The organism is Citrobacter sp. UYEF32 (assembly GCF_040546205.1).
Classification (GTDB): Bacteria; Pseudomonadota; Gammaproteobacteria; order Enterobacterales; family Enterobacteriaceae; genus Phytobacter; species Phytobacter diazotrophicus.
On record NZ_JBEPNI010000004.1, the window covers coordinates 309,934 to 335,176 of the forward strand.

At 53.6% G+C, this 25,243-nt stretch carries 27 protein-coding genes; 14 read left to right on the forward strand and 13 right to left on the reverse strand.

Annotated elements, in window-relative coordinates:
* Positions 1-35: 35 nt before the first annotated feature.
* Positions 36-2,294 carry an FAD-dependent oxidoreductase gene (locus ABIB59_RS12840; RefSeq protein ID WP_354035679.1) on the forward strand — a complete coding sequence of 753 codons (2,259 nt, stop codon included), beginning with the start codon at positions 36-38 and terminating at the stop codon, positions 2,292-2,294.
* Here the strand turns inward: ABIB59_RS12840 and ABIB59_RS12845 are convergent.
* Positions 2,291-3,271 (reverse strand): type IV pilus twitching motility protein PilT, encoded by a 981-nt coding sequence (locus ABIB59_RS12845; RefSeq protein ID WP_071195984.1) that lies wholly within the window; start codon positions 3,269-3,271, stop codon positions 2,291-2,293. The genes ABIB59_RS12840 and ABIB59_RS12845 overlap by 4 nt on opposite strands.
* Before the next feature lie 16 nt (positions 3,272-3,287).
* Here ABIB59_RS12845 and ABIB59_RS12850 point away from each other — a divergent pair, with 16 nt between their 5' ends.
* The 8 genes from ABIB59_RS12850 (at position 3,288) to ABIB59_RS12885 (ending at position 9,727) form a co-directional block, all read left to right on the forward strand.
* Entirely contained in the window at positions 3,288-3,992 is a 705-nt protein-coding gene (locus tag ABIB59_RS12850; RefSeq protein ID WP_071195983.1) for a YggS family pyridoxal phosphate-dependent enzyme, read from the forward strand.
* A gap of 18 nt (positions 3,993-4,010) precedes the next feature.
* A complete protein-coding gene (locus tag ABIB59_RS12855; RefSeq protein ID WP_071195982.1) occupies positions 4,011-4,574 on the forward strand; it encodes a YggT family protein in 564 nt (187 codons plus the stop codon).
* Complete coding sequence (gene yggU, locus ABIB59_RS12860) at positions 4,571-4,861, forward strand: DUF167 family protein YggU (protein WP_039078023.1); 291 nt, start codon at positions 4,571-4,573, stop codon at positions 4,859-4,861. The genes ABIB59_RS12855 and yggU overlap by 4 nt, the downstream gene beginning before the upstream one ends.
* 8 nt (positions 4,862-4,869) lie before the next feature.
* A complete protein-coding gene (locus ABIB59_RS12865) occupies positions 4,870-5,463 on the forward strand; it encodes an XTP/dITP diphosphatase (RefSeq protein WP_039078024.1) in 594 nt (197 codons plus the stop codon).
* Positions 5,456-6,592 (forward strand): radical SAM family heme chaperone HemW, encoded by a 1,137-nt coding sequence (gene hemW / locus ABIB59_RS12870; RefSeq protein WP_039078025.1) that lies wholly within the window; start codon positions 5,456-5,458, stop codon positions 6,590-6,592. The genes ABIB59_RS12865 and hemW overlap by 8 nt, the downstream gene beginning before the upstream one ends.
* Before the next feature lie 295 nt (positions 6,593-6,887).
* Positions 6,888-7,874 carry a TRAP transporter substrate-binding protein gene (locus tag ABIB59_RS12875; RefSeq protein WP_108700642.1) on the forward strand — a complete coding sequence of 329 codons (987 nt, stop codon included), beginning with the start codon at positions 6,888-6,890 and terminating at the stop codon, positions 7,872-7,874.
* Positions 7,875-7,922: 48 nt separating this feature from the next.
* A complete protein-coding gene (locus tag ABIB59_RS12880) occupies positions 7,923-8,426 on the forward strand; it encodes a TRAP transporter small permease (RefSeq protein WP_108700641.1) in 504 nt (167 codons plus the stop codon).
* Positions 8,426-9,727: a TRAP transporter large permease gene (locus ABIB59_RS12885; protein ID WP_071195979.1), complete on the forward strand. Its 1,302-nt coding sequence runs from the start codon at positions 8,426-8,428 to the stop codon at positions 9,725-9,727. The genes ABIB59_RS12880 and ABIB59_RS12885 overlap by 1 nt, the downstream gene beginning before the upstream one ends.
* 130 nt (positions 9,728-9,857) lie before the next feature.
* Here the strand turns inward: ABIB59_RS12885 and ABIB59_RS12890 are convergent, their stop codons facing one another.
* Positions 9,858-10,862, reverse strand: coding sequence for a DUF1202 family protein (locus ABIB59_RS12890; RefSeq protein WP_132438609.1), 1,005 nt, complete (start codon positions 10,860-10,862; stop codon positions 9,858-9,860).
* 127 nt (positions 10,863-10,989) lie between these two features.
* On the opposite strand from ABIB59_RS12890, the gene ABIB59_RS12895 reads away from it, so the two are divergent.
* A complete protein-coding gene (locus tag ABIB59_RS12895) occupies positions 10,990-11,367 on the forward strand; it encodes an endonuclease domain-containing protein (RefSeq protein ID WP_354035683.1) in 378 nt (125 codons plus the stop codon).
* Between the two features lie 111 nt (positions 11,368-11,478).
* Here the strand turns inward: ABIB59_RS12895 and ABIB59_RS12900 are convergent, their stop codons facing one another.
* Genes ABIB59_RS12900 through trmB form a run of 3 tightly spaced genes read right to left on the reverse strand, consistent with a single transcriptional unit; the run spans position 11,479 to position 13,295 of the window.
* Positions 11,479-12,198 (reverse strand): YggN family protein, encoded by a 720-nt coding sequence (locus ABIB59_RS12900; RefSeq protein ID WP_079497167.1) that lies wholly within the window; start codon positions 12,196-12,198, stop codon positions 11,479-11,481.
* 51 nt (positions 12,199-12,249) lie between these two features.
* Entirely contained in the window at positions 12,250-12,576 is a 327-nt protein-coding gene (locus ABIB59_RS12905; RefSeq protein WP_039078030.1) for a YggL family protein, read from the reverse strand.
* Positions 12,576-13,295, reverse strand: coding sequence for a tRNA (guanosine(46)-N7)-methyltransferase TrmB (trmB, locus tag ABIB59_RS12910; protein ID WP_039078031.1), 720 nt, complete (start codon positions 13,293-13,295; stop codon positions 12,576-12,578). Before trmB ends, ABIB59_RS12905 begins: the two co-directional genes overlap by 1 nt.
* 149 nt (positions 13,296-13,444) lie before the next feature.
* Between trmB and mutY the strand changes: the two genes are divergently transcribed.
* The 4 genes from mutY to ABIB59_RS12930 all read left to right on the forward strand — a co-directional run bounded on the left by mutY (position 13,445) and on the right by ABIB59_RS12930 (position 17,581).
* Positions 13,445-14,497 (forward strand): A/G-specific adenine glycosylase, encoded by a 1,053-nt coding sequence (gene mutY / locus ABIB59_RS12915; RefSeq protein ID WP_193794358.1) that lies wholly within the window; start codon positions 13,445-13,447, stop codon positions 14,495-14,497.
* A 27-nt stretch (positions 14,498-14,524) separates the two neighbouring features.
* Positions 14,525-14,800: an oxidative damage protection protein gene (locus ABIB59_RS12920; RefSeq protein WP_039078032.1), complete on the forward strand. Its 276-nt coding sequence runs from the start codon at positions 14,525-14,527 to the stop codon at positions 14,798-14,800.
* A gap of 75 nt (positions 14,801-14,875) precedes the next feature.
* On the forward strand, positions 14,876-15,964 hold the full coding sequence (gene mltC, locus ABIB59_RS12925; RefSeq protein ID WP_039078033.1) for a membrane-bound lytic murein transglycosylase MltC: 1,089 nt from the start codon (positions 14,876-14,878) through the stop codon (positions 15,962-15,964).
* Between the two features lie 363 nt (positions 15,965-16,327).
* Positions 16,328-17,581 carry a nucleoside permease gene (locus ABIB59_RS12930; RefSeq protein ID WP_039078034.1) on the forward strand — a complete coding sequence of 418 codons (1,254 nt, stop codon included), beginning with the start codon at positions 16,328-16,330 and terminating at the stop codon, positions 17,579-17,581.
* 76 nt (positions 17,582-17,657) lie between these two features.
* Here the strand turns inward: ABIB59_RS12930 and citG are convergent, their stop codons facing one another.
* The 8 genes from citG to ABIB59_RS12970 are packed head-to-tail and all read right to left on the reverse strand — an operon-like array spanning position 17,658 to position 25,010.
* Entirely contained in the window at positions 17,658-18,488 is an 831-nt protein-coding gene (citG, locus tag ABIB59_RS12935) for a triphosphoribosyl-dephospho-CoA synthase CitG (protein ID WP_039078035.1), read from the reverse strand.
* A complete protein-coding gene (gene citX, locus ABIB59_RS12940; protein ID WP_047368905.1) occupies positions 18,466-19,005 on the reverse strand; it encodes a citrate lyase holo-[acyl-carrier protein] synthase in 540 nt (179 codons plus the stop codon). Before citX ends, citG begins: the two co-directional genes overlap by 23 nt.
* Positions 19,005-20,528 carry a citrate lyase subunit alpha gene (gene citF, locus ABIB59_RS12945; RefSeq protein WP_039078037.1) on the reverse strand — a complete coding sequence of 508 codons (1,524 nt, stop codon included), beginning with the start codon at positions 20,526-20,528 and terminating at the stop codon, positions 19,005-19,007. The genes citX and citF overlap by 1 nt, the downstream gene beginning before the upstream one ends.
* A 10-nt stretch (positions 20,529-20,538) precedes the next feature.
* Positions 20,539-21,414, reverse strand: coding sequence for a citrate (pro-3S)-lyase subunit beta (citE, locus tag ABIB59_RS12950; protein ID WP_039078038.1), 876 nt, complete (start codon positions 21,412-21,414; stop codon positions 20,539-20,541).
* Positions 21,411-21,704: a citrate lyase acyl carrier protein gene (gene citD, locus ABIB59_RS12955; protein WP_039078039.1), complete on the reverse strand. Its 294-nt coding sequence runs from the start codon at positions 21,702-21,704 to the stop codon at positions 21,411-21,413. Before citD ends, citE begins: the two co-directional genes overlap by 4 nt.
* Before the next feature lie 19 nt (positions 21,705-21,723).
* The gene (gene citC / locus ABIB59_RS12960) at positions 21,724-22,743 is read right to left on the reverse strand and encodes a [citrate (pro-3S)-lyase] ligase (protein ID WP_039078040.1); all 1,020 of its coding nucleotides are present in this window, start codon (positions 22,741-22,743) and stop codon (positions 21,724-21,726) included.
* 16 nt (positions 22,744-22,759) lie between these two features.
* Positions 22,760-23,623 carry a fumarylacetoacetate hydrolase family protein gene (locus ABIB59_RS12965; RefSeq protein WP_039078041.1) on the reverse strand — a complete coding sequence of 288 codons (864 nt, stop codon included), beginning with the start codon at positions 23,621-23,623 and terminating at the stop codon, positions 22,760-22,762.
* Between the two features lie 22 nt (positions 23,624-23,645).
* Positions 23,646-25,010 (reverse strand): 2-hydroxycarboxylate transporter family protein, encoded by a 1,365-nt coding sequence (locus ABIB59_RS12970; protein WP_071195975.1) that lies wholly within the window; start codon positions 25,008-25,010, stop codon positions 23,646-23,648.
* Positions 25,011-25,243: the final 233 nt, after the last annotated feature.

Here is a 25,243-nt window from a genome sequence, read left to right on the forward strand (position 1 = left end):
TTTTACCGTCAGTTCAGTAAAGAAGGATACAAGGTATGAACATCTATCCGCAAACTGCGTCCAGAACCTTTCCCTCTGAACAGTTGCATGCCGATCTGCTGGTAGCGGGCGGTGGCCTCGCGGGTCTTTGCGCCGCGCTCGCCGCCGCCAGGGACGGGTTACATGTCGTGTTGATCCAGGACCGACCGGTACTCGGCGGCAATGCGTCCAGCGAGGTTCGCCTGTGGGCCAACGGCGCCACATCGCATATGGGCAACAATAACCGCTGGGCGCGTGAAGGCGGCATCATGGGAGAAATCCTCGAAGAGAATCTCTGGCGCAACAAAGAGGGCAACCCGGTTATGTTCGACCTGGTGCTGCTGGATATGGCAAAAAGCCAGCCTGGGCTGACATTGCTGCTCAATACCACGATTTACGAAGTGGAGAAAAACCAGCGAACCCTCACCCAGGTCAGCGCCTTTAACGCCATCAACGAGACATTTTATACCGTCACCGCCGACCAGTTTTGTGACGCAACGGGGGACGGCGTGCTGGGCTTTCTGGCCGGGGCAGAGTACCGCGAAGGCGCCGAAGAGGTGGACGAACTGGGGGAAAAAATGGCGCCCGGCGACAACTTCGGCCACAAGCTCGGGCACTCGATCTATTTCTACACCAAACAGACGAACGGCCCGGTGAATTTTGTTCCCCCTTCGTTCGCATTAAAAGATATTACCGCGATTCCCCGCTACAAACGCCTGACATCCACCCTCAATGGTTGCGACCTGTGGTGGCTGGAATGGGGCGGACGGCTGGACACCATTCACCAGAGTGAAGAGATCAAATGGGAGTTGTGGAAAATCGTCTGGGGCGTGTGGGATTACATTAAAAACTCCGGCGAGTTCCCGGAAGCGGCCAACATGACCATCGAATGGGTTGGCGTCATTCCCGGTAAACGCGAAAGCCGTCGTTTTATGGGCGATCATCTGCTTTGCCAGCAGGACATCATTGAACAGCGCGACCACTATGATGCCGTGGCCTACGGCGGCTGGTCTATCGACCTGCATCCGGCGGACGGGGTCTACAGCACCCATGATGGATGTCGTCAGTTTCACAGTAAAGGCACCTATACCATTCCATTGCGAAGCCTTTACAGCCGCTCGCTGGATAATCTCTTCCTGACCGGACGGCTCATTTCCGCCTCTCACGTTGCCTTTGGTAGCGCCCGGGTGATGTGCACCTGCGGTCTGCTGGGCGAGGTCGTCGGCCGCGCTGCCGCGCTGTGTAAAACGCATGACATCACCCCGGCAGAGCTGGCCCAGCGGGATAATGTCGGCCAGTTGCAACAGCGGTTGCAGGCCAGCGGCTGCTACATTCCCCGTCAGTGGTTACAGGACCCGGCACTCGGCGCGTCGGTCACCGCCAGCAGTGAATACGCCCTCAGTACACTTGCCCCTAACGGCCACTGGCATTCGCTCGGCGAAAGAATGGCGCTGCTGCTGCCTGTTAAAGCCGGGGAGTCATTGCCCGATATGACCTTTACCCTGCGTTCCGCTTCTCAGCAGCCACTTGAGGTCTCGCTTCTGGGTAGCGCACGCAGCGGTAATTTCACGCCCGATTATCAGTACGCCAGCACAACACTGCACGTTGAGGGCGAGCAGGCGCAGACGGTCCATTTCCCGTGGCAAAGCGAGCGCGATCAGTATGTCTTTATCGCCTTTGAAGCGTGTGAACAGGTGGACATTGCCCTCACCGACACCCACCTGCCCGGCATTATGACCGTGTTTAATAGCCTGAATGCCCGCGTCGCCAAACATACCCGTCAGGTGGTGGATGGCGACTATGGCGTCGATGAGTTTGACTTCTGGTTGCCGCGCCGTCGCCCACATCAGGTAATGCCTGCGTTGCGTTTTAGCCAGCCGTTAAGCTGCTATCGCGCCGACAATGTGCTTAATGGCCGCCTGCGCCCCGAGCAACAGGCCAATGCCTGGGTACCTGCCGCCGATGACGTCAAACCGGTATTACGCTGGCACTGGGATGCGCCACAAACCTTCACCAGCCTGACACTGGTACAGGACAACGATTTCGATAACGCCATGGAAACCGTGCAGATGGGCCATTTCTTGCCGGTGACGCCGCACTGCATCACCCACTATCGTCTGTGGGCCGATGACACCCTGCTGGCCGAGGAAACAAATAACCACCACTCCGTGCGTGAACACCGGTTATCTACCCCCATTACCGCGCAAAATGTACGCCTGGAGATCATTGCCACAGCAGGCGCTTTACCGGCGGTTTACGCGCTGAATATCCGCTAAAGTCGCCCCTGCGCCTGCCGTTGCTGGCGGCTTTGGTCGAAGGTCTGCATTCCCGCCTGCTGCCCGGTCTGTAACACGCCGGGCAACTGGTGGTTTTTCCCTTCACGGATAAGGTTGGCTATCGCAGGTGTGTTGATAAGCAGCTCAAACAGCGCCACACGTCCGCCCTGCCTGTCTGCCGCCAGCCGCTGGGACAATACAGCCTGCAGGCTTCCGGCAAGCTGGCTACGCACCGGCTCTTTCTCCTCAGCGGGGAAACTGTCCACCAGACGTTCAATAGCCTGCGGTGCGCCGCGTGTATGTAACGTCGCCAGCACCAGATGCCCGGTTTCGGCGGCAGTCAACGCCAGGCGGATGGTCTCGCTGTCACGCAATTCCCCCAGCAGAATGACATCCGGGTCTTCGCGTAATGCCGCGCGTAACCCCGCCGCAAACGAGGCGCAGTGCGGGCCGATTTCCCGCTGTTGGATCAGGCAACGTTTACTCGTATGGATAAACTCCACGGGATCTTCCAGGGTCAGGATATGCCCGTCGAGATGGTGATTAAGGTTATCCACCATCGCCGCCAGCGTGGTGGATTTACCGCTGCCCGTCGCCCCGGTAACCAGAATAAGACCGTTATCGCGCCTTAGTAATTCAGGGATAACGGCGGGCACGTCCAGCATATCCAGCGTCGGGCAGGTGTCAGGCAACAGGCGCAGCGCAAGCGACACCCCTTCGTGATGTAAAAACGCACTGGCGCGAAGGCGTTGAAGCCCTGGGGTACTGAGGGCAAAATCTATCTGTCCGCACGCCTGCCACTGCTGTTGCTGCTGCGTGTTTAAACTTTCGGCGAGCAGCGCGTGAATATCCACCGCGTCGAACGGTGCGGCTTCCAGCCGTCCTTGCCTTCGCCACCGTGGTGGACGGCGATCGCACAGGTGTAGATCCGAGACATTATGCTTTACACTAAGCTCCACTATTTTTTCCATATCCATAAAGCCACCTGGGAACATGAACGATATTGCGCATAACCTGGCACAGGTCAGGGACAAAATCTCAGCCGCTGCAACGTCCTGCGGCCGTGCTCCAGAAGACGTTACGCTGCTTGCAGTCAGCAAAACAAAACCTGCGAGCGCCATCGAAGAAGCTTACGCGGCGGGGCAGCGTGGCTTTGGTGAAAACTACGTTCAGGAAGGCGTTGATAAGATTCGCCATTTCAAGGATTCGGGCATCGCGGATATCCAGTGGCACTTTATCGGCCCCTTACAGTCCAACAAAAGCCGCCTCGTGGCTGAACATTTTGACTGGTGCCATACCGTGGACCGTCTCAAAATCGCCAGCCGCTTAAGCGAGCAGCGACCTGACTCTCTGCCACCGCTGAACGTGCTGATTCAGGTCAATATCAGTGATGAGCAGAGCAAATCCGGCATCTCCCTTGCTGAGCTGGACGCGCTGGCGGCGCAGGTGGTGGAATTACCCGGTCTTTGCCTGCGTGGACTGATGGCGATCCCTGCTCCCGAGGCTGATTATGAACGGCAGTTTGCCGTGGCCCGCCAAATGGCTGTCGCATTTGACGCACTTAAGGTACGTTACCCTGGCGTGGATACCCTTTCGCTGGGCATGTCAGACGATATGCAGGCCGCGATTGCGGCAGGCAGCACCATGGTGCGCATCGGAACCGCCATTTTTGGCGCGCGCGATTACACAAAAAACTAAGGAAAACTGAGGAACGCCATGAATACGTTGTCCACTCTCCTGTCACTGATTATCCAGGCTTACACGATGGTGCTGTTGCTGCGTATCTGGATGCAGTGGGCGCGCTGTGATTTTTATAACCCGTTTTCCCAGTTTATCGTGAAAATCACCCAGCCGATTGTTGGCCCGCTGCGTCGCATTATTCCGTCGATGGGGCCCATTGACAGCGCATCGTTGCTTATCGCGCTGCTGCTGTGTGTCGTGAAAGTCTTCCTGAACCCGTACGTCTCCATGAACGGCGTGTTCATCGTGCTGGCGGCGGTGCTGATTGTTATTAAAACGCTCGGTTCGCTGATCTTCTGGGTGCTGCTGTTAATGGCAATCATGAGCTGGGTCAGCCAGGGCCGTAGCCCGGTGGAATATGTGCTGCTGCAGCTTACCGAACCGCTGCTGCGCCCGATTCGCCGCCTGCTGCCATCAATGGGCGGTCTCGATTTCTCGCCGATGATTCTGGTGCTGCTAATGTATGTCATCAATATGGGCGTGATGGAGTTTCTGGCTAACACCATCGTACCGTTAGCCTATATCTGGAACTGGGCATGAGTGCTGTCACATCCTGTGACGACGGGCTGGTGCTGCGGCTGTATATTCAGCCAAAGGCCAGCCGGGACAGCATTATTGGGCTGCATGGCGACGAGCTAAAAGTCGCCATTACCGCCCCACCGGTCGATGGGCAGGCCAACGCCCATCTGGTGAAATATCTCGCCAAACAGTTTCGGGTGGCCAAAAATCAGGTGCTGATTGAAAAAGGCGAACTGGGCCGCCATAAACAAGTCAAAATTACCCATCCGCAACAGATACCTTCGGCCGTCACGGCCCTGATGAATTAGGATCTATTATGCAAAAAGTTGTTCTCGCAACCGGTAATGCCGGTAAAGTGCGCGAGCTTGCCTCGCTGCTGAGTGATTTCGGTCTGGATATCGTGGCGCAAACCGAGTTGGGCGTGGAATCCGCCGAGGAGACCGGCCTGACGTTTATTGAAAACGCGATCCTGAAAGCGCGCCATGCCGCCGAGGTGACCGGTCTGCCCGCGATTGCCGACGATTCCGGCCTGGCAGTTGATGCGCTGGGCGGCGCGCCGGGGATCTACTCCGCACGTTACTCTGGCGTGGATGCCACTGATGAAGCGAATCTGCAAAAATTACTGACCACCCTGCAGGATGTGCCGGACGATAAACGCCAGGCTCAGTTCCACTGTGTACTGGTCTATCTGCGTCACGCCGCTGACCCGACGCCGCTGGTGTGCCACGGTAGCTGGCCTGGTGTGATTACCCGTGCGCCTGCCGGTCAGGGCGGGTTTGGTTACGATCCGATTTTCTTCGTCCCGACGGAAGGTAAAACCGCCGCCGAACTGACCCGCGAAGAAAAAAGCGCTATCTCCCACCGTGGGCAGGCGCTGAAACTGTTACTGGAAGCATTACGTAATGGCTAATTTGCCACCTTTAAGTCTTTATATTCACATTCCGTGGTGCGTGCAGAAATGCCCGTACTGCGACTTTAATTCCCATGCATTGAAAGGCGAAGTGCCTCACGATGATTATGTGCAGCACCTGCTCGCCGACCTTGATGCTGATGTGCCTTACGCACAGGGGCGTGAAGTAAAGACGATCTTTATTGGTGGCGGTACGCCGAGCCTGCTCTCCGGCCCGGCGATGCAGACGTTGCTGGATGGCGTGCGTGCGCGCCTGACTCTGGCGGCGGATGCGGAAATCACAATGGAAGCCAACCCCGGAACGGTCGAGGCCGACCGCTTTGTTGAGTATCAACGTGCCGGGGTGAACCGCATTTCGATTGGCGTTCAGAGCTTTAGCGAGCCGAAATTACAGCGGCTGGGGCGAATCCACGGCCCGGAGGAAGCCAAACGCGCCGCGCGGCTGGCAACTGGCCTTGGGCTGCGCAGTTTTAACCTCGATTTGATGCACGGCCTGCCGGATCAGACGCTGGAAGAGGCGCTGGACGACTTGCGCCAGGCCATTGAACTGAACCCGCCGCATCTCTCCTGGTATCAGTTGACCATCGAACCCAACACGCTGTTTGGCTCGCGCCCGCCGGTGCTGCCAGATGACGATGCATTGTGGGATATTTTCGAGCGTGGCCACCAGTTACTGACCGCCGCGGGCTATCAGCAATACGAAACTTCGGCGTACGCGAAACCGGGTTACCAGTGTCAGCACAACCTCAACTACTGGCGCTTTGGCGATTACCTGGGTATTGGCTGCGGTGCGCATGGCAAAGTGACCTTCCCGGACGGGCGCATTTTACGCACCGCGAAAACGCGCCACCCACGCGGGTATATGCAGGGTCGCTACCTTGAGCGCCAGCACGATGTGGAAGCCGCAGATAAGCCGTTCGAGTTCTTTATGAACCGCTTTCGTTTGCTGGAAGCCGCGCCGCGTGCGGAGTTCGCGCTGTTCACGGGGCTGGATGAAAGTGTGATCCGCTCGCAGCTCGACGAGGCCCTGGCGCAGGGCTACCTCACCGAGTGCGAGCAGTACTGGCAAATCACCGAGCACGGTAAGCTGTTCCTCAACTCCCTGCTGGAACTTTTCCTGAGCGAATAATATGTACAGAACTATCCCGCTCGCTGTATTAAGCGGGATACCTGTTTCCCCGCCAATTAAAAAACTGATATGGCTATACCTCTTACCGGCCAAATACATTCCCATAATAAATATTGTTATTTCAATTTATTCATCGCGATAATATTTAACGTTTTTTAAAAATATCCACACTGACAAAAAATAAAAACTGTGAGACAGACACCTTAAAGATGTCAGACAACCAGGATAATATGTCATACAGAAATAAGGATTATTGATTTTAGATATAGACCATTAATGTGCATGGAGCCAAACAATGAGTAAACTCTCTCTTTCCAAAACACTTGTGTGTGCATCGCTTATTTCGTTATTTTCTTTGAATGCTATTGCGCAGGATAAAGTCACGTTAAAGCTTGCGCATAACCTTGAGCGAAGCCATGTTGTACATCAGGCTTTAGATGAAATGGCTAAAGAAGTCAAAAAACTGTCTGATGGTAAAATGACGATCCGCATTTACCCCAGCAGCCAAATGGGAAGCGCAAGAGAGACCCTGGAATTATTACAAAATGGCGCCCTTGATATGACTAAAGGTTCCGCCAGCGATCTTGAATCTTTTGATAACGTATACGCTATTTATAATCTTCCATTCTTGTTTAAAGATCAGGCGCATTTTAATAACGTTGTTTTCGGTAATGTGGGTAAAGAAATCATGGAGTCTACAAAAGACAAAGGCTTCTTCGCGCTTTCTGCTTACGTTGCTGGCACAAGAAGCTTTTATGCCGGGAAGCCCATTACGAAACCGGAAGATTTGAAAGGCCTGAAAATACGCGTTCAGGCCAGCCCAACCACAATAAAAATGATTGAGTTAATGGGTGGCTCGCCTACGCCCATTTCATTTGGTGAGGTCTATACTGCTATGCAGCAGGGCGTTGTAGACGGAGCGGAAAATAATGTACCTTCCTGGGTACAAACGCGCCATATCGAGATTGCAAAGGTCTTTTCGGAAGATGAGCACGCTTCCATTCCTGATTTCCTGGTTATTTCAACTAAAACCTGGAACAAATTAACACCTGAACAAAAAGACATTTTACAAAAAGCAGTTAAGCATTCAGAAACATACCAGCAAAAACTTTGGGCTCAAATCGATGCCGATACCCGTGCTCAGGCAATATCGCAGGGTGGTAAAATTGTGAAAGTGGATAAAGCTCCCTTCCGCGCAGCCGTGCAACCTCTGTTTGATGAGTTTAAAAAAGATCCAAAACAGGCCGCATTATTAGCAAAATTCGAAGCCGCTGCTGAATAATATCTACCAGGGCCAGTCATTGGCCCTTATTCACCTGGAAAATTAAAGATGATATTTAACCGCATAAAGCTGGCGGTCGATCACACGATCGCGGCGTTTTCTATTATGGTGATGAGCGTACTGGTTATTTGCGTCGTATGGCAAGTATTTAGTCGTTATGTTCTCAATCAGCCCAGTACATCAACCGATGAACTTGCACGCTTTCTGATGATTTGGGTAGGTTTACTCGGTGCAGCCTATACCGTTGGCGCTCAGCGCCATCTGTCAATTGACCTCCTGTCAATGGCGCTACAACCGCGTAAACAGGCCCTATTGACCATCGTAGTAAATCTGCTGATTTTCCTTTTTTCTGGCGGAGTCATCGTAACGGGAGGAATGAAATTGATCGGCAAAACGCTGGCAACCAACCAGGTGTCAGCCGCGATGCAAATCCCTATGGGTTACGTCTATCTTATTTTGCCACTGACCGGAATCGTAATGATGTTCTACGCCTTGTGGTTCATAAATGTTGGCATGGATAAACTAAAAAATCCCATCGAAGGAGTAGATTAATGGATGGCTATATCGCATTAACGTTATTTGGTTCCTTTTTCATCCTGGTTTTCCTTGGCGTACCTATTTCATTTGCTATTGGTATTTCTACCGTTAGCTCCATGCTCCTTATGTTTCCCTGGGATATTGCCGTTATTACGGTTTCACAGCGACTGGCTAATGGGCTGGATAATTTTGCCCTACTGGCTATTCCTTTCTTTATTTTTGCCGGAACACTGATGAATCGAGGCGGGATTGCTCTACGCTTGATTAACCTTGCGCAGGTCATGGTTGGCCGCGTGCCCGGTTCTCTGGGGCATGTTAACGTACTGGCAAATATGATGTTTGGTTCTATTTCAGGCTCTGCGGTTGCCGCAGCGGCAGCGGTAGGCGGAACTCTTCATCCAATCCAGACCCGACAGGGTTACGACCCTACCCTTTCAACCGCCATTAACGTTTCGTCCTGTATTACCGGCCTCTTAATACCACCATCGAATGTATTGATTGTTTTCTCACTCACGGCTGGGGGCGTCTCCGTTGCCTCGCTGTTCATGGCGGGTTATTTACCGGGCATTTTGATGGGGCTGGTCATCATGATGGTATGTGCGGTTATCGCCAGCCGACGCGGATATCCGCTTTCAGAAAAACCGTCACTCAAACAGGCACTGACAGCGTTTTTTGCTGCGTTGCCTAGCCTATTATTAGTCATCATTGTTATGGGTGGCATCCTGGGGGGCGTATTTACCGCAACAGAAGCATCTGCTATTGCTGTGGTTTACACTTTCATCTTGTCAGTTTTCGTTTATCGCGAAGTGAAGTGGAGTGAGCTACCGTCGTTGGTCCTTGAATCAGTGGTAACAACATCTATTGTTTTATTGCTGATCGGTTTTTCCGTTGGGATGTCATGGGCAATGACAAATGCAGATGTACCCTACATGATTAGCGATGCGCTGATGTCTATTTCTGAAAATCCGCTCGTTATTCTTTTATTAATTAATCTTGTTCTTCTTATTGTTGGCGTTTTTATGGATATGACCCCAGCGGTACTTATCTTCACGCCAATTTTCCTGCCTATTGCACAAGACTTAGGTATGGACCCGGTACACTTTGGTATCATGATGGTTGCGAACCTGTGCATCGGATTATTAACGCCACCGGTCGGCAGTGCCTTGTTTGTTGGCTGCTCTATTTCGGGCGTTAAAATTCAGCACTTGATTAAGCCTTTACTTCCTTTTTATGCCGCACTACTCGTAGCGCTGGCATTGATTACTTATATACCGCAAATCTCGCTATGGCTCCCCCGCATACTGGGTTTGATGTAACTCGATCAGGCAGGGAGAAACAACGCCCTGTCTAATCCGAAAAAATGAAATGGGCCACCACGGTGGCCCATTTCATTTTCCTCGCCGGGGAGTGATCTGAATCCAGCCCGGCACACACGGGCTGGTTGATTTATTTGATAATACCCTGGCGACGCATAACGGCGATGTCCCGCTCCCAACCTTCGTAATCCATCCGGGCTTTGCTATTGGTGATATCCAAATTGCTCAGTTCGCTGCGAAGTTCATTACGTTTTTTGCGCAGCGGCTCCCGCTTTTTATCGTAAGCCTCCAGGGTTTTCATGACCTCTTCGCGCTTGAGCTGAAACTTGAGTTGATAGTCCCGACGCTGGTCCACGAGTGCCGTAGCACGCGCTTTTCGCAGCGGTGTGGCATCGCAATCCGGTTTTTTCTGGCACTCGGCCAGCGCCGGTTCATAAATCGTTTTGTTGTAGTTATTTTCAAAATGCAGCGGATCGTTCTGCCTGCCCACCTCCTGAAGCTCCTCCAGCAGCGCGTGTTGCACATCATCACGGGTTAACTGTTTGCCGTTTTTGTCTTTGCCCCACGAAGCGGCAATTTGGGCGTCCAGCGCGTCAATCTCCTTTTGGAGCTGCTCTTGTTTCTCAAGGGATTTATCCAGCGCTTTTTTCTGGGCGGCCCTGTCGGCTTCAATTTTGGCGAGGCGGGGATAAAAATCGCTGTCGGTGACCACCAGATACTTCTCTTTGTTGTTAATGTCCGGTTTCGGATACCCGGCAGGTTTCGCCGCCATCTGCATAGAGAAGAACTCGGTGGTCCAGCCGGAATCTTTTGTCCCCACCGCCTTGACCATCGCCGAGAACTTCACCGGGCGCCCTTTGGTCCAGGTCTGTTCCATAAACTGATAGTTTCCGGCCATACCGACCATGGAATAGAGATCTTCCGTGGCGGAGATATCGCCTTCGGCGGCATAGGTCGCCTGGTTACCGTGCGAATCAAGCAGGCGCAATGTGATGCTGTCCAGTTGCATTAGCCCTTCCTGCGCCTGGTTAAACTGCTTTTTCAGCACCTCATCGGTGGGGATATTGCTATCGGCCAGCACGCTGCCCGACAGAAGTATCAACGCCGCCAGTCCTGCGGCCCATTTCATTTTCATCGTCAAAATCCTTTTAATGTCTCATCCATTAATAACCTTGCGAGTCATAGGACAATTATTTGGAAGGCGGGTTCCAGTGTCAGCAGAAGGTTGTGGTGAAACAGGGAGAGAGTGGCAGAGTGTGGGGATGGAAAAAGCAAAACAACTACGCATCAGAATGACGGCAGAGGAACTACATCTTTGGTACTTGCTCCGAGGACGCCGTTTTTACGGCTACAAGTTTCGTCGGCAAATGCCGATTGGCAATTATGTTGTCGATTTCGCCTGTTTTAAAGCAAAGCTGATTGTTGAGCTGGACGGCGGGCAGCATCAGGATAACGAAGAGTATGATTTGCGTAGAATGGCATTCCTGAATGCCAGTGGCTGGGAAGTGATTCGCTTCTGGAATAATGAACTGAGGGCCAATGAGGAGAGTGTATTACTGGCGATTCTTGGGCATTTGCATCGTCGGTTGCCCTCACCCCAACCCTCTCCCACGGGGAGAGGGAGTAAAGACCGCACCTGACAAGCCCGCAACCACCGGCAGGGAAAGCGAAAACCGCACCAGACAAGTCCCTCGCCCCTCCGGGGAGAGGGTTAGGGTGAGGGGAACAGACAGAAGAGAAACAACAGAACCTTACTTAAGCCCGCTCACCAGCGCTTTACGGTTAGCTTCCAGCGACACCACGCGGCTACACACATCTTTACCGAACTGCTGGAAATCCGCTTCCTGGTTTTTCCACTCGTTCTGGATGGCGGTCTGCAAACCGCCGAGGCTACCGAGCACACCCTGCAGCGGGTTGCCGCCGCCTTTCAGTACCGCTTTGGCGCCCATCTCGTTAATGCTGTCCTGCAGAATACCGCCCATCGCCTGGTTCACCAGTTGTTGACCATTAGCCTGCACGTCATCAACCGCTTTATAGTGGAACGTCAGGCCATCGCTGCGATGCTCAATAATTTTGTTCATCTGCTCTTTAAGCTGGGCATCCAGCTTGGTCAGGCGGCCACGCATATTGCTGCTCTCGCCCACTTCCTTGACGATGATTTGGTCCAGCGCCACGCGACTTTTCTCTACGCGTGAGCGAGCACCTTCATCAATCCATGGCAGCGCGCTGCGCAATTCAGACTGATAATCCCTTGCCTGCTCGCGTTGTGCGGCGCTCAGCGAATACTGTTTACCGTTGAAGGTCACGTTACCTTCCGGCGTTAAGATCAGATTACCGTTTTCGCCTTTCACCTGGACGGTTTGCGGGCTTAGAATCACATCATCACGCGGGTTCACGCTACATTTGTAATCCGCATTCGCGGCAAAAGCCGTTGCCGTCAGTGCTACCGCCAGTAGCGTCTTGCGCATCATAACCACTCCTGTAGAGACAAAATGGGCCGGCAATTGCCGACCCTTTCATTCTTAGTCCCACCAAATATCGAAAAGTTCGCTGACGCTGACCTCTTCGAATTTGTGCTCCTCAAGCCACTTACGAATCAGCGCCCGGTCCTCTTCAGTGCAATGACCAATGTTCGGTTTGCAGACCAGACCTTCCCAAGCCAGGAAACCGCTACCGCCAAAGATCAAACCGTTAGCTTCAACGGCTTCGCTGATAAACTCATCGACCAGCTTATCAATCTGTTCTTCAGTGGTGCCTTCCGGAAAACGCCATTTGACGGAAAAACCGATCTCCTGAAACTCGTCAATGTGCATCTTTTTACGCAGACGACGACTACGGTTCTTTGCCATTATTTTACCCTCTCGAACATTAAGTCCCATACGCCGTGGCCAAGGCGATGACCACGTTGTTCAAATTTGGTTACCGGGCGCGAATCCGGGCGCGGCACATAATCTTTAGTCGACGACAGGTTCTGATAACCCTCAATAGAGGACATAACTTCCAGCATGTGCTCTGCGTAGGCTTCCCAGTCTGTCGCCATATGAAACACGCCGCCCAGTTTCAGCTTGCTCTTCACCAGTTCAGCAAACGGCACCTGAACGATACGGCGCTTATTATGACGTGCTTTATGCCACGGGTCAGGGAAAAAGAGCTGAACCATGTTTAATGAATTGTCAGGAATCATTTTGTGCAGCACTTCGACGGCGTCATGACACATCACGCGCAGGTTTCCGACGCCCTCTTCATGTGCCGAGGAGAGACATGCCCCCACACCCGGTGAATGCACTTCAATACCTAAAAAGTTCTGCTCAGGACGGGTTTTCGCCATTTCCACCAGCGATGCGCCCATACCGAAGCCAATCTCCAGCGTCACCGGCCCGCTATTGCCAAACAGGGCGGCAAAATCGAGCGGCTGCTCAGCAAACTCAACGCCCATCACCGGCCAGTAATTATCAAGCGCGTGCTGTTGCCCTTTGGTCAGGCGCCCCTGGCGGCGGACAAAGCTGCGGATACGGCGCAGCGGGCGGCCGTTTTCATCAAATTCTGGTGAGATGACGTCGTTATTCATAAATAAGTCTGCTTGTGAGAGTGTTCAGGAAACGGGCATTATCCAAAGTTCGATACAGTATGCAAGATGAAAGCACCGGAAAGTTCCGGTTTACACGTTCATGCCGCTGTGCTGCAATCAGCCCCCCTGTTAACGCGATGTTGGTGACCATGCAAGCGTCTCAATTTTCAGCCCAGGTTCTGGACTGGTACGACAAATACGGGCGTAAGACCCTGCCCTGGCAAATTGAAAAAACGCCTTACAAAGTATGGCTATCCGAAGTGATGTTGCAACAGACCCAGGTCGCAACTGTCATCCCTTATTTTGAGCGTTTTATGGCACGGTTTCCCACCGTCACCGACCTGGCTAATGCGCCGCTTGATGAAGTGCTGCATTTATGGACCGGACTCGGCTATTACGCCCGTGCGCGTAATCTGCACAAAGCGGCAAAACAGGTGGCCGAACTGCATGGCGGCGTCTTCCCGCAAACCTTTGAAGAGGTTGCCGCACTGCCAGGTGTTGGACGTTCGACTGCCGGCGCCATTCTTTCTTTATCACTGGGTAAACACTTTGCGATCCTCGACGGCAACGTGAAGCGCGTTCTTGCGCGTTGCTATGCGGTTGCAGGCTGGCCGGGCAAGAAAGAGGTGGAGAAACGTCTGTGGGAGCTGGCTGAACAGGTGACCCCGGCCAAAGGGGTGGAACAGTTTAACCAGGCGATGATGGACTTAGGCGCCATGGTCTGTACACGTTCAAAACCCAAATGCACGCTTTGCCCGCTGCAAACAGGCTGTATTGCCTACGCGAACCACTCATGGGCCGAGTATCCTGGCAAAAAGCCCAGACAAACGCTGCCGGAGCGCACCGCATATTTCCTGTTGATGCAACATGGCGATCAGGTCTTCCTGCAACAGCGTCCACCGGTTGGGTTATGGGGCGGCTTGTTCTGTTTCCCGCAGTTTGAAGATGAAGCGTCATTACATGACTGGCTGGCGCAACATCAGATTAAGGCCGATAATCTCAGCCAACTGATTGCGTTTCGCCACACGTTCAGCCATTTCCATCTGGATATTGTGCCTATGTGGCTTACCGTGTCCTCGTTCAGTTCTTGCATGGATGAAGGTACAGGTCTTTGGTATAACTTAGCGCAGCCGCCGTCAGTGGGCCTGGCAGCCCCCGTGGAGCGCCTGTTACAACAATTACGCATCGGCGTGGCGATGTAACGCCGCGCAGAGTAAAGAGGACTATTTATGAGCCGCACTATTTTCTGTACCTTCCTGCAACGTGATGCAGAGGGGCAAGACTTTCAGCTCTATCCGGGGGAACTGGGTAAGCGTATTTATAACGAAATCTCCAAAGAAGCCTGGTCCCAGTGGCAGAAAAAGCAGACGATGCTGATCAACGAAAAGAAACTCAACATGATGAACGTTGAGCATCGCAAACTGCTTGAGCAGGAAATGGTGAGTTACCTGTTCGAAGGCAAAGATGTGCATATTGAAGGCTATACGCCGGAAGATAAAAAATAAATGCATGGCCGCAGCGATGTTCCGCCGTCTGCGGCCTGATTCAGGGTCATTTGTGCAACCAACAATACTTCCGGAATGATGAAAAAATTTTTAGCGCTAGCGATCATTGCGCCGTTGCTTATTTCTTGTTCCAGCTCAAATAAAAATGGCGAGACCTATAACGAAGCCTGGGTTAAAGATACCAACGGTTTTGACATTTTAATGGGGCAGTTCGCCCACAATATCGAGAACTTATGGGGATTTAGCGAAGTACTGATTGCCGGTCCAAAAGATTACGTCAAGTACACCGATCAGTACCAAACCCGAAGCCACATCAACTTCGACGAAGGCACCATCACCGTCGAGACCATCTCCGGCACAGACCCTACGGCACATTTGCGCCAGGCCATTATCAAAACCCTGTTAATGGGTGATGATCCGGGCTCTATCGATCTCTATTCCGACGCGGATGATATCCAGATATCCAAAGAGCCGTTCCTGTATGGCCAGGTGGTGGATAACACGGGCCAGCCCATTCGCTGGATGGGGCGTGCGACCAGCTTCGCAGATTACCTGCTGAAAACGCGGCTGCAAAAACGCAGCGTCGGGTTAAAAATCATTTACAGCGTGACGTTTAATCTGGTGCCAAACCATCTGGATAAACGTGCGCATAAATATGTTGGCATGGTACATCAGGCCGCTCGTCGCTACGGCGTTGACGAATCGCTGATTCTGGCCATTATGCAGACCGAATCGTCATTTAACCCTTATGCGGTCAGCCGCTCCGACGCGCTGGGGCTGATGCAGGTGGTGCAGCATAGCGCTGGTCGTGATGTGTTCCGCGCGCAGGGCAAATCCGGTACCCCGAGTCGCAGCTATCTGTTCGATCCGGAAAGCAATATCGATACCGGCACGGCTTACCTGGCGATGCTCAATAATGTCTATCTTTCCGGGATAACCAACCCCACCTCGCGCCGTTATGCCGTCATCACCGCTTACAATGGCGGTGCGGGTAGCGTTCTGCGCGTCTTCTCCAGCGACAAAGTGCAGGCCGCGAATATCATCAACACGATGGCGCCGGGCGATGTCTATTCCACCCTGACCACTCGCCACCCTTCTGCGGAGTCACGTAACTACCTTTATAAAGTGAATACCGCGCAGAAAAGCTATCGTCGCACGAAGTAAGAGGTGACTTATCCCCTTCCGTTTAGCGGGAGGGGATAAGAATTCCCTTTGAACACGGATGTCCCCCGCATACAAATGTGACGAACGTCACTATATTCGACTGCAACCATATCAAGTTTGCATTTATATGTCGGATGTAACAATCTCGCCCCAACTTCGATGATAGAATCGCCTCACATAACAACAGTAATTGTCTTAATTCCAACATCTATACCCTAAATAATTCGAGTTGCAGGATGGCGGCAACGCAGCGAATCCCCAGGAGCTTACTCTGGTAAGTGACTGAGATAAGTGAGAAAAGCCAACGCACATGCAGCTTAAAGTATGGTGGGTATATCAGACTCCTTCGGTGAGGAAACTAACATGAATCTTAAGCTGCAGCTTAAAGTGATTATCTTCCTGCAGTTCTGCCTGTGGGGGAGCTGGCTGACTACGCTTGGCTCTTATATGTTTGTCACCCTGAAATTCCAGGGTGCGGAAATTGGCGCGGTCTATAGCTCCCTGGGTATTGCCTCAGTCTTTATGCCTGCGTTGCTGGGTATCGTGGCCGATAAATGGCTGAGCGCGAAATGGGTTTACGCTATCTGCCATCTGGTGGGCGCTATTACCCTGTTTATCGCCGCTGGCGTGACCACACCGGGTGCGATGTTTGCGGTTATCCTGCTCAACTCGCTGGCGTATATGCCCACGCTGGGCCTGGTCAACACCATCTCCTACGCGCGCCTGCAAAACGCCGGTTATGACATCGTTACGGACTTCCCACCGATTCGTATCTGGGGCACCATCGGCTTTATCCTGGCGATGTGGGCGGTGAGCTTCTCTGGCTTCGAACTGAGCCATATGCAGCTCTATATCGGTGCCGCACTCTCCCTGGTGCTGAGCCTGTTCTCCCTGACCCTGCCGCACATGCCGGTAAGCAACACCCAGAAAAACCAGACTTGGGTGGAAATGCTGGGCCTGAACGCCTTCGCGCTGTTCAAAAACAAGCGCATGGCGATTTTCTTTATCTTCTCCATGCTGCTGGGCGCGGAACTGCAGATTACCAATATGTTTGGTAACACCTTCCTGCACAGCTTCGACTCAAATCCGCTGTTCGCGAATAGCTTCATCGTGACGCACGCCTCCGTGCTGATGTCTATCTCGCAGATTTCAGAAACTGTCTTTATCCTGGCGATTCCGTTCTTCCTGGGCCGTTACGGCATCAAGAACGTCATGCTGATGAGTATCGTTGCCTGGATGCTGCGTTTCGGCCTGTTCGCTTACGGCGATCCGACCCCGTTCGGCACCGTCCTGCTGGTTCTCTCCATGATCGTTTACGGTTGTGCGTTCGACTTTTTCAACATCTCCGGTTCTGTATTTGTCGAGAAAGAAGTGAACCCGGCTATCCGCGCCAGTGCGCAGGGTATGCTGCTGATGATGACCAACGGCTTCGGCTGTATCCTGGGCGGTATGGCGAGCGGTAAAGTGGTTGAGATGTACACCGTTGCAGGCGCAACCGACTGGAAAACCGTGTGGCTGATTTTCGCCGGTTACTCTGTGGTTCTGGCCTTTGCGTTCATGGCGATGTTCAAATACAAACATGTTCCGCAAGCGGCTGGCGTCGTGCAGAAAGCATAAGCCTGACTGATTTAATGCCTGCCCGGTGCGCGTGATGCCACCGGGCTTTTTTATGTCTGGCGGTTAGCGTCTGCCGCTAGCCCAGCGTCGCCAGCACATACGAGACCGCCAGCAGATCGGCGCTGCCGCCGGGGCTGAGATTGCGACTGATTAATGCCTTATCCATCTCTTGCAGGCGCGCAATGTTCCAGCCGTTTTTTAACAGCGTCTGCGCATATTCCTGCACATAGCACAACCCGTCGATACCGCCGCGGGAGACCAGATTACTGTCGGGATTTATCGCCATTAAGCGCAGCAGCGCATGGTGAAAACGCCGTTCTCCCGCCTCCTGATACCAATATGGCAGCACATGTTGGCGTATCGTGGGAAAGCCCAGTTCCGCCTCACCGCGCGCGCCGGTCAGGCCAAACTGTTGATACTGTTTTTCACCCGCCGTTGTCGCATGCGTGCGGGAAGCCAGCTCTCGCGCCACCAGCCCTTTGCAGATCTCAGCCACCTGCTGACAGACCGATTGTGCACAGACCAGACGGTTCAGACCGCGTAAACGCCCCGCCGCAAAGCAGATCAACCCCAGGGAAAAGATGCCGCCTTTATGGGTATTTACACCGTCGGTCGCCTCGAACATAGCCTGTTCGCAGGCCATTCCTGCCGGGCGCAATAAGCGCAACTGTTCGCTGGCGGGTTTTAAAGCATGCTCGAACCCGGCTTTTTCGAAGACGCGAAACCAGGGGGTGATGGCATCGATACTGCGTAAAAATAACGCGTGATCCATATCGCTGTGCGAACCGTTGTTCGCCATGTCCACCAGCCCCGGTTTGGGGGTGAGATTGACTTCAAGACGCAGTGCCGTGGCGGCCAGCGCCCAGACATCAAAACGGGCGAGTTTAGTCGCGAGCGAACCAGCCATCGATCAGGGTCTCCACACGTGACACGACCTCTTCCATGGGATGACGGCGCGACCGGGCGCAACCGTGGGCAGGTTCATCGCAGACCAGGCAGCGCCGGGTACTGAGATCCAGAGACTGACGTCCCACCTGACCGTTTTTCGGGCATATCACATCAAAATCCCACAGTCTGCCAAGCGGATGCGTCTGTTCCAGTTCAATACACTGGGCTTTAATTTCCGCCGCGGCATGGTCAACACACCACAGAGCTTCCGCACCGGTCGGCAACCACAGTACCTGGCGATCCAGCACTGGCCAGTGATTCTGCCACAGCAGTTGATCGCACGCCTGTAGCGCCACCCCCATGGTGTTACGGTAACGGATACTGTCTTTCTGCGCGCCGGGGGTGACCAGCGTCAGGGAGATAACCGGATGGTGATAATGAGTGAGCCAGTCAGCCTGGCGCGCTGCACGGTTTTCTTTCGCCGTCAGCAGCGCTTCAAGGCTGACGCCCGCTCTTACGGGCGTCAGTAATGTCATTAGATGTTCTCCTTCACCTGACGTACAACGTCAATCACGCTGCCGTCACGATAGCGAATCACCCCGACGATACGGTCGGTGAATTCAATGGGTTTCGGTGTCCCGGTCAGCGAGATCGCACGCGCGTACAGGGCTTCGATATCCACCACTTTCAGCCCGGCATTCACCAGGCGTTCGCGGATTTCCGGGCGTGCCGGGTTCACCGCGATGCCATGGTCGGTTACCAGCACATCAATGCTTTCGCCCGGCGTGAGCAGCGTGGTGACGCGTTTTACAACGGTCGGGATGCGGCTGCGCAGAAGCGGTGCCACAACGATGGTCAAATTCGCTGCTGCTGCAACGTCACAGTGGCCGCCGGATGCGCCGCGCATCACGCCATCGGAACCGGTGATAACGTTGACGTTGAAGTCAACGTCGATCTCCAGCGCACTGAGGATAACCACGTCCAGTTGGTCACAGCAGGCCGCTTTGCTGCCAGGGTTGGCGTAAACGTTGGTAGAGATTTCCACGTGGTTCGGGTTACGCGCCAGCGATGCTGCCGCCTCACTGTCAAAGCACTGCGTATCCAGCAGTTTTGCCACCAGACCTTTTTCGTGCAGCGAGACCAGACCACCGGTGATACCGCCCAGCGCAAAGCTTGCCTTCACGCCGAGACGTTCCATTTTCTCTTCCATAAAACGTGTACAGGCCGTTGAAGCCGCACCGGAACCCGTCTGCATGGAGAAACCATTTTTGAAATAGCCGGAATGCTCGATAACATCCGCCGCATAACGGGCAATCATCAGTTCACGCGGGTTGCTGGTCACGCGCGCCGCGCCAACGCTGATTTTCGCCGGGTCGCCTACGCTCTCGACCTGCACGATGTAATCCACCTGATCTTGTACCAGGCTGGCTGGCATGTTCGGGAACGGCACCAGCTCTTCGGTCAGCAACACCACTTTTTTAGCGAACTGCGCATCGACCATGGCATAACCCAGCGAACCACAGCAGGATTTTCCCTGGGTGCCGTTAGCGTTACCAAATTCGTCGCTGCACGGTACGCCGAGGAAGGCGACATCGATATTCAGCTCGCCATCCTGCAGCAGTTTCACGCGGCCACCGTGCGAGTGGATTTGCACCGGCTCCGCCATCAGGCCGTGGGAAATCGCATCCGCCAGTTTGCCGCGCATGCCGGAGGTGTAGATACGGGTGATAACGCCGTTTTTGATATGCTCAATCAGGCTTTCGTTACAGGTCATCAGCGAGCTGGAAGCCAGCGTCAGATCTTTAAAGCCCAGTCGCGCCAGGATTTCCACCACGTTATTGATCACCCGGTCGCCTTCGCGAAACGCATGGTGGAACGAAATGGTCATGCCGTCTTTCAGGCCACTGCGGGCAATGGCATCTTCCAGGGTGGCGCACAATTTGCGGTTATGTTTGCTGTCGAGATCGGCAAGCCACGGCGTGCTGGCATGGGCGCTATCGAACGGTTTTAAATCGCGCAGATGCGGAAAGTTAACGTGGAGAAGCTCTGTCTGATTCATTGTTCTGTCCTTACCGACGCACGCCGGACGCGGCGGCACGTTCCAGCACCATTCGCGCATGATTAATAATGGGGCCGTCGATCATCTTACCGTTCAGCGACACCACGCCCAGCCCGTTGCGTTCGCCCTCTTCTGCGGCTTCGATCACTAACTTCGCATGATCCACTTCGTGCTGCGTTGGCGCATACGCGTTGTGCAGCAGATCGATCTGGCGCGGGTTGATCAGCGACTTACCGTTAAAGCCCATTTTGCGGATCAAATCGACTTCGCGCAGGAAACCGGCTTCGTCATTTACGTCCGACCACACCACGTCAAAGGCGTCGATCCCGGCGGCACGTGCCGCATGCAGTACGGCACAGCGGGCGTAGAACAGCTCGGTGCCGTCGCCGCGTTCGGTTTGCATGTCCATCACGTAGTCAAACGCCGCCAGCGCGATGCCGATCAGACGCTGAGAACTGCGCGCGATCGCCACGGCATTGATAACGCCGATCGCGGATTCGATCGCCGCCATCACCTTTGTGGATCCAATTTCACGCCCGCAGGCCATTTCGATGCGTTCAAGATGGCGTTCGAGTTCGTAAATATCTTCCGGCGTGTCGGTTTTTGGCAGACGAACCACATCCACCCCGGCGCGCACCACGGCTTCCAGATCTTTCAGGCCAAACGGGGTATTGAGTGGGTTGATACGAACGACGGTTTCGATGTCTTCGTACATCGGGTGTTGCAGCGCATGAAAGACCAGCAGACGCGCAGTGTCTTTTTCACGCAGCGCCACGGCATCTTCCAGGTCAAACATGATGGAGTCCGGGCGGTAAATAAACGAGTTGGAAAGCATGGCGGCGTTGGCGCCTGGGAGAAACAGCATGCTACGACGAAGCTTTTTCATTGCAGTTTCTCCCAGTCAATATTGTCACTGTCACTGGCGCGTAATACCGCGCTCTGTAGGCGGGCGCGGATCACACAGTCCAGCGCACCTTTATCTTCAATAATGATCAGTCCCTGGTGGACTTCCATGGCGCGCAGCGTGGTGGTCACCACATGGCGAATTTGATCGCCAAACTGCTTAATCACTTCACTGTGGATGACGATGTCCAGCTCGCCATCAGCGGGGGCTATTTTCACCATCAGGTCGCTGGACTCCATAGTCCCGGCCAGCGCCTCCCTAACAATTTTCATAATTTATTTCCTGAGTTTTTTAAGCGACTTCCGCGCTGTAGTGCGTTTCGAGATGCACGAAAGTGGTATCCGGTACTATTTCCCGAATACGGGAAAACTGGTGCGTCTTAAGTAGACGACGAACTTCCGAGGCAGAGATGGCATTGCCCGTGGCTTTGATGCGCGGGATCTCCACCACCTCTACCGCGCCCGTAAGCAGGCGGTGCATAGTCTGGTTGTACTGGCGCGTAATATCGCAAAACGGCTCTGAGCCGATAAATCGATGGGTAATACCCAGCGCGGGGGCGATGTGGTCGCGAAAAATCAGCAGATCGATTTCGCTCCACGCCTGCTGTACCTTGCCGGTCTCTTTGAGGAAATAGGCCGGAAATGTCGCCCGCGAAATGATGTATTCCGATCCCTTGTGAACGGTCACGTTTGGCAGATGAGCGACCCCTGCCCGTACCATGTCCAGACGGTCGGTGAAGGGGAAAAACGACGCATCCTCCTGAACCACGAACAGATGTAAGTGGTCGCAGGAATGCGCCGCTTGTTCCACCAGATGGCGGTGCCCAAGGGTGAACGGATTAGCGTTCATCACGATAGCCCCAACGCGCTTTCCTTCTACGCGATAAGGCTGCAATGAGCGGCAGTAACGGCTGATGCCAAAGGGCGTGTTTTCCATTAACACCGCGTTGTTGCCGCTCTGCGCAATAGGCCAGAATCCGCTGTGTGCAAAGCGCTCCTTGTTACAGGGGCGCGTACAGAGGAACAGATGAAAATGGCCCCGTGACAGCGCGAGGTGTTCCACCTCAGCCAGCAAACGGGCGCTAAGATTTTCTCCGCGCAGGTTTTCATCTACCGCCACACATTTGATGACATTGGCGGCCAGGCCCGCACAACCCACCAGCCGGCGTCCCGACCAGGCTTCAACGAAAGTGGTGATATCGTTGTCCATGCCTAAGCCGCTGTCCGCGAGCAGATTACGAATCTGCGTAAAACGCTGCGCGCCGCTTGTGACATCCGCAATGCGAAAATCAATGGGAGGTTGTGCTTGCATAAATCCGCCGCGTTCCTTAGTGCATGGGCGACAGCGATAAGGCTGGCGCGTCCATAATCACATTGCTGAGATGACCGATATTCTCGATCTCCACTTCGATGCGATCGCCCGCGTTCATGAACAGCGGTGGATTACGTTTTTTGCCAACGCCACCCGGTGAACCGGTGATGATCACATCGCCAGCATTCAGGCGCGTGAAGGTACTGATGTACTCGATAAGCTCCGCCACTTTGTGGATCATGCTGGCGGTGTTGTCTTCCTGCACCATGCGGCCATTCAGCCAGGTGCGGATCGCCAGACTGTGCGGATCCGGAATCTCATCCGCCGTGGTCATCCACGGACCGAACGCACCGGTCTGACGCCAGTTTTTACCGGCGGTAAACCAGGTGTGCTGCCAGTCGCGTGCAGAACCGTCCATATAGCAGCTATAACCGCCAACGTGGCTCAATGCCTCTTCACGGGAGATGTTCTCTCCGCTTTTGCCGATGATCACCGCCAGTTCACCTTCGTAATCAAACTCGCTGGAGTGACGCGGTTTGAGTACCGGAGTCTGGTGGCCGGTTTGCGAATCGGCAAAACGGACGAACAGCGTCGGTGCCGGGTTGTGCTGATCAAACTCTTTACGTTTGTCGGCATAGTTCATGCCGACGCAAAGAATTTTCCCTGGGTTATCAATCACCGGCAGAAATTCCAGCGCATCGAAGCTCAGATCCGGTTTTTCACCAGACAACTGCTGCGCTTCATTTAACGCGTTGGCAGCGAGTAACGATTTCAGATCGCTGTAACGATCGCCCAGACGGCGTCCCAGATTGATCACACCATCCGCCTTCACGATCCCGTAACTGCGGATCCCCTGATGGACAAAGCTTGCGAGTTTCATATCAGTTCCTGTAACACATGAATCAGACGAGGAAGTTGCCGAGAACCAGCAGTGATACCGAGACGTTGATCGCGCCGCCGATACGGGTAGCGATCTGGGCAAACGGCATCAGGCTCATACGGTTACCTGCAGTGAGGATGGCAACATCCCCGGTGCCACCCTGCCCGCTCTGACAGCAGGAGACGATGGCGACATCAATCGGATGCATACCGATTTTTTTACCTACGAAGAAGCCCGTGGCGACCAGCGCAGACACGGTGCTGACAATCACCAACAGGTTAGTGAGGGTGAATGCGTGTACCAGCTCCTGCCACGGGGTGATAGCCACGCCCACAGCGAAGAGGATTGGGTAAGTCACAGAGGTCTGGAAGAATTTGTAAACGACCTGAGAACCTTCAAGGATCTTCGGCGATACGCCGTGAACCAGTTTGACCAGCACCGCCATAAACAGCATGCCAACCGGCGCTGGCAGACCAATCAGTTTGTGGCCCAGCATACCCAGCATGTACAGCAGCACGGCCAGCAGCGCACCGGATGCGATAGTGGTGACGTCAGCTTTACCGCTGAATGCAGGCGTAGCAGGGGTTTTCTCATCGGTGTTATCACGATTCGGCATCAACTGACCTTCACCAGTCAGGTGCGGGAAGCGTTTACCCAGTTGGTTCAGACAGCCAGAGATAATGATGGCAGTCAGGCCGCCAAGCATTACCATCGGCAGTACGCGACCCAGCGCAACGCCCTGATCCATATGCAGAATGGTGGCGTAACCGATAGAAAGCGGAATGGCGCCTTCACCCACACCACCCGCCATGATTGGCAGAATGATAAAGAAGAAGATCTGGAACGGTTCGAGACCGAGCAGCAGCCCCACGCCCATCCCAACCAGCATGCCGACGATTTCGCCACACAGCATCGGGAAGAAAATACGCAGGAAGCCCTGAATCAGCGTGGTGCGATTCATGCTCATAATACTGCCGACAATAATGCAGCAGATGTAGAGGTACAGAATGTTAGTGGATTTGTAGAACTTGGTGGTGGACTCGACAACCACATCCGGCAGCAGGCCATAATAGACCATTGCAGAAGGGATGAAGGTAGCGCAAATCGCCGCCGCACCCAGTTTACCGATAATCGGCAGGCGTTTACCGAACTCACCACAGGCGAAGCCGAAAAACGCCAGCGTTGCGACCATCACAACGATATCACTGGGTAATTTACCGCCCAGACAATCGATGGCGATTAATGCACCAGCAAGTAAAAACAACGGCAATGGAATAATCCCGACTTTCCAGGTATCCATAATGTGCCACCATCTGTCTTTCAATGATGGTTTTTGAATCGATAGCGACTCAGAGGTAATAGAAAAAGAATCGTCAGTTGTGCTCATAATTAAGCCCCTTGGTTATTTTGCATTTGTAGCTTAAAGGGCCAGGTTTTTACGTTATGTGAGGCGCAGCATAATAAAACCGAAGTTTTAATGGCACCTATGGTTTTTATGGTTTCTTTAATTTAGTGTGATTAATGCCGTAATTATTTCCGTGGTTTTTATGGTTTTTTTAAATAAAAAAACAAGTTAATAACATTTCCAGAAAGTCTTTGTTTCTTTAGCGTCGCCAGTCA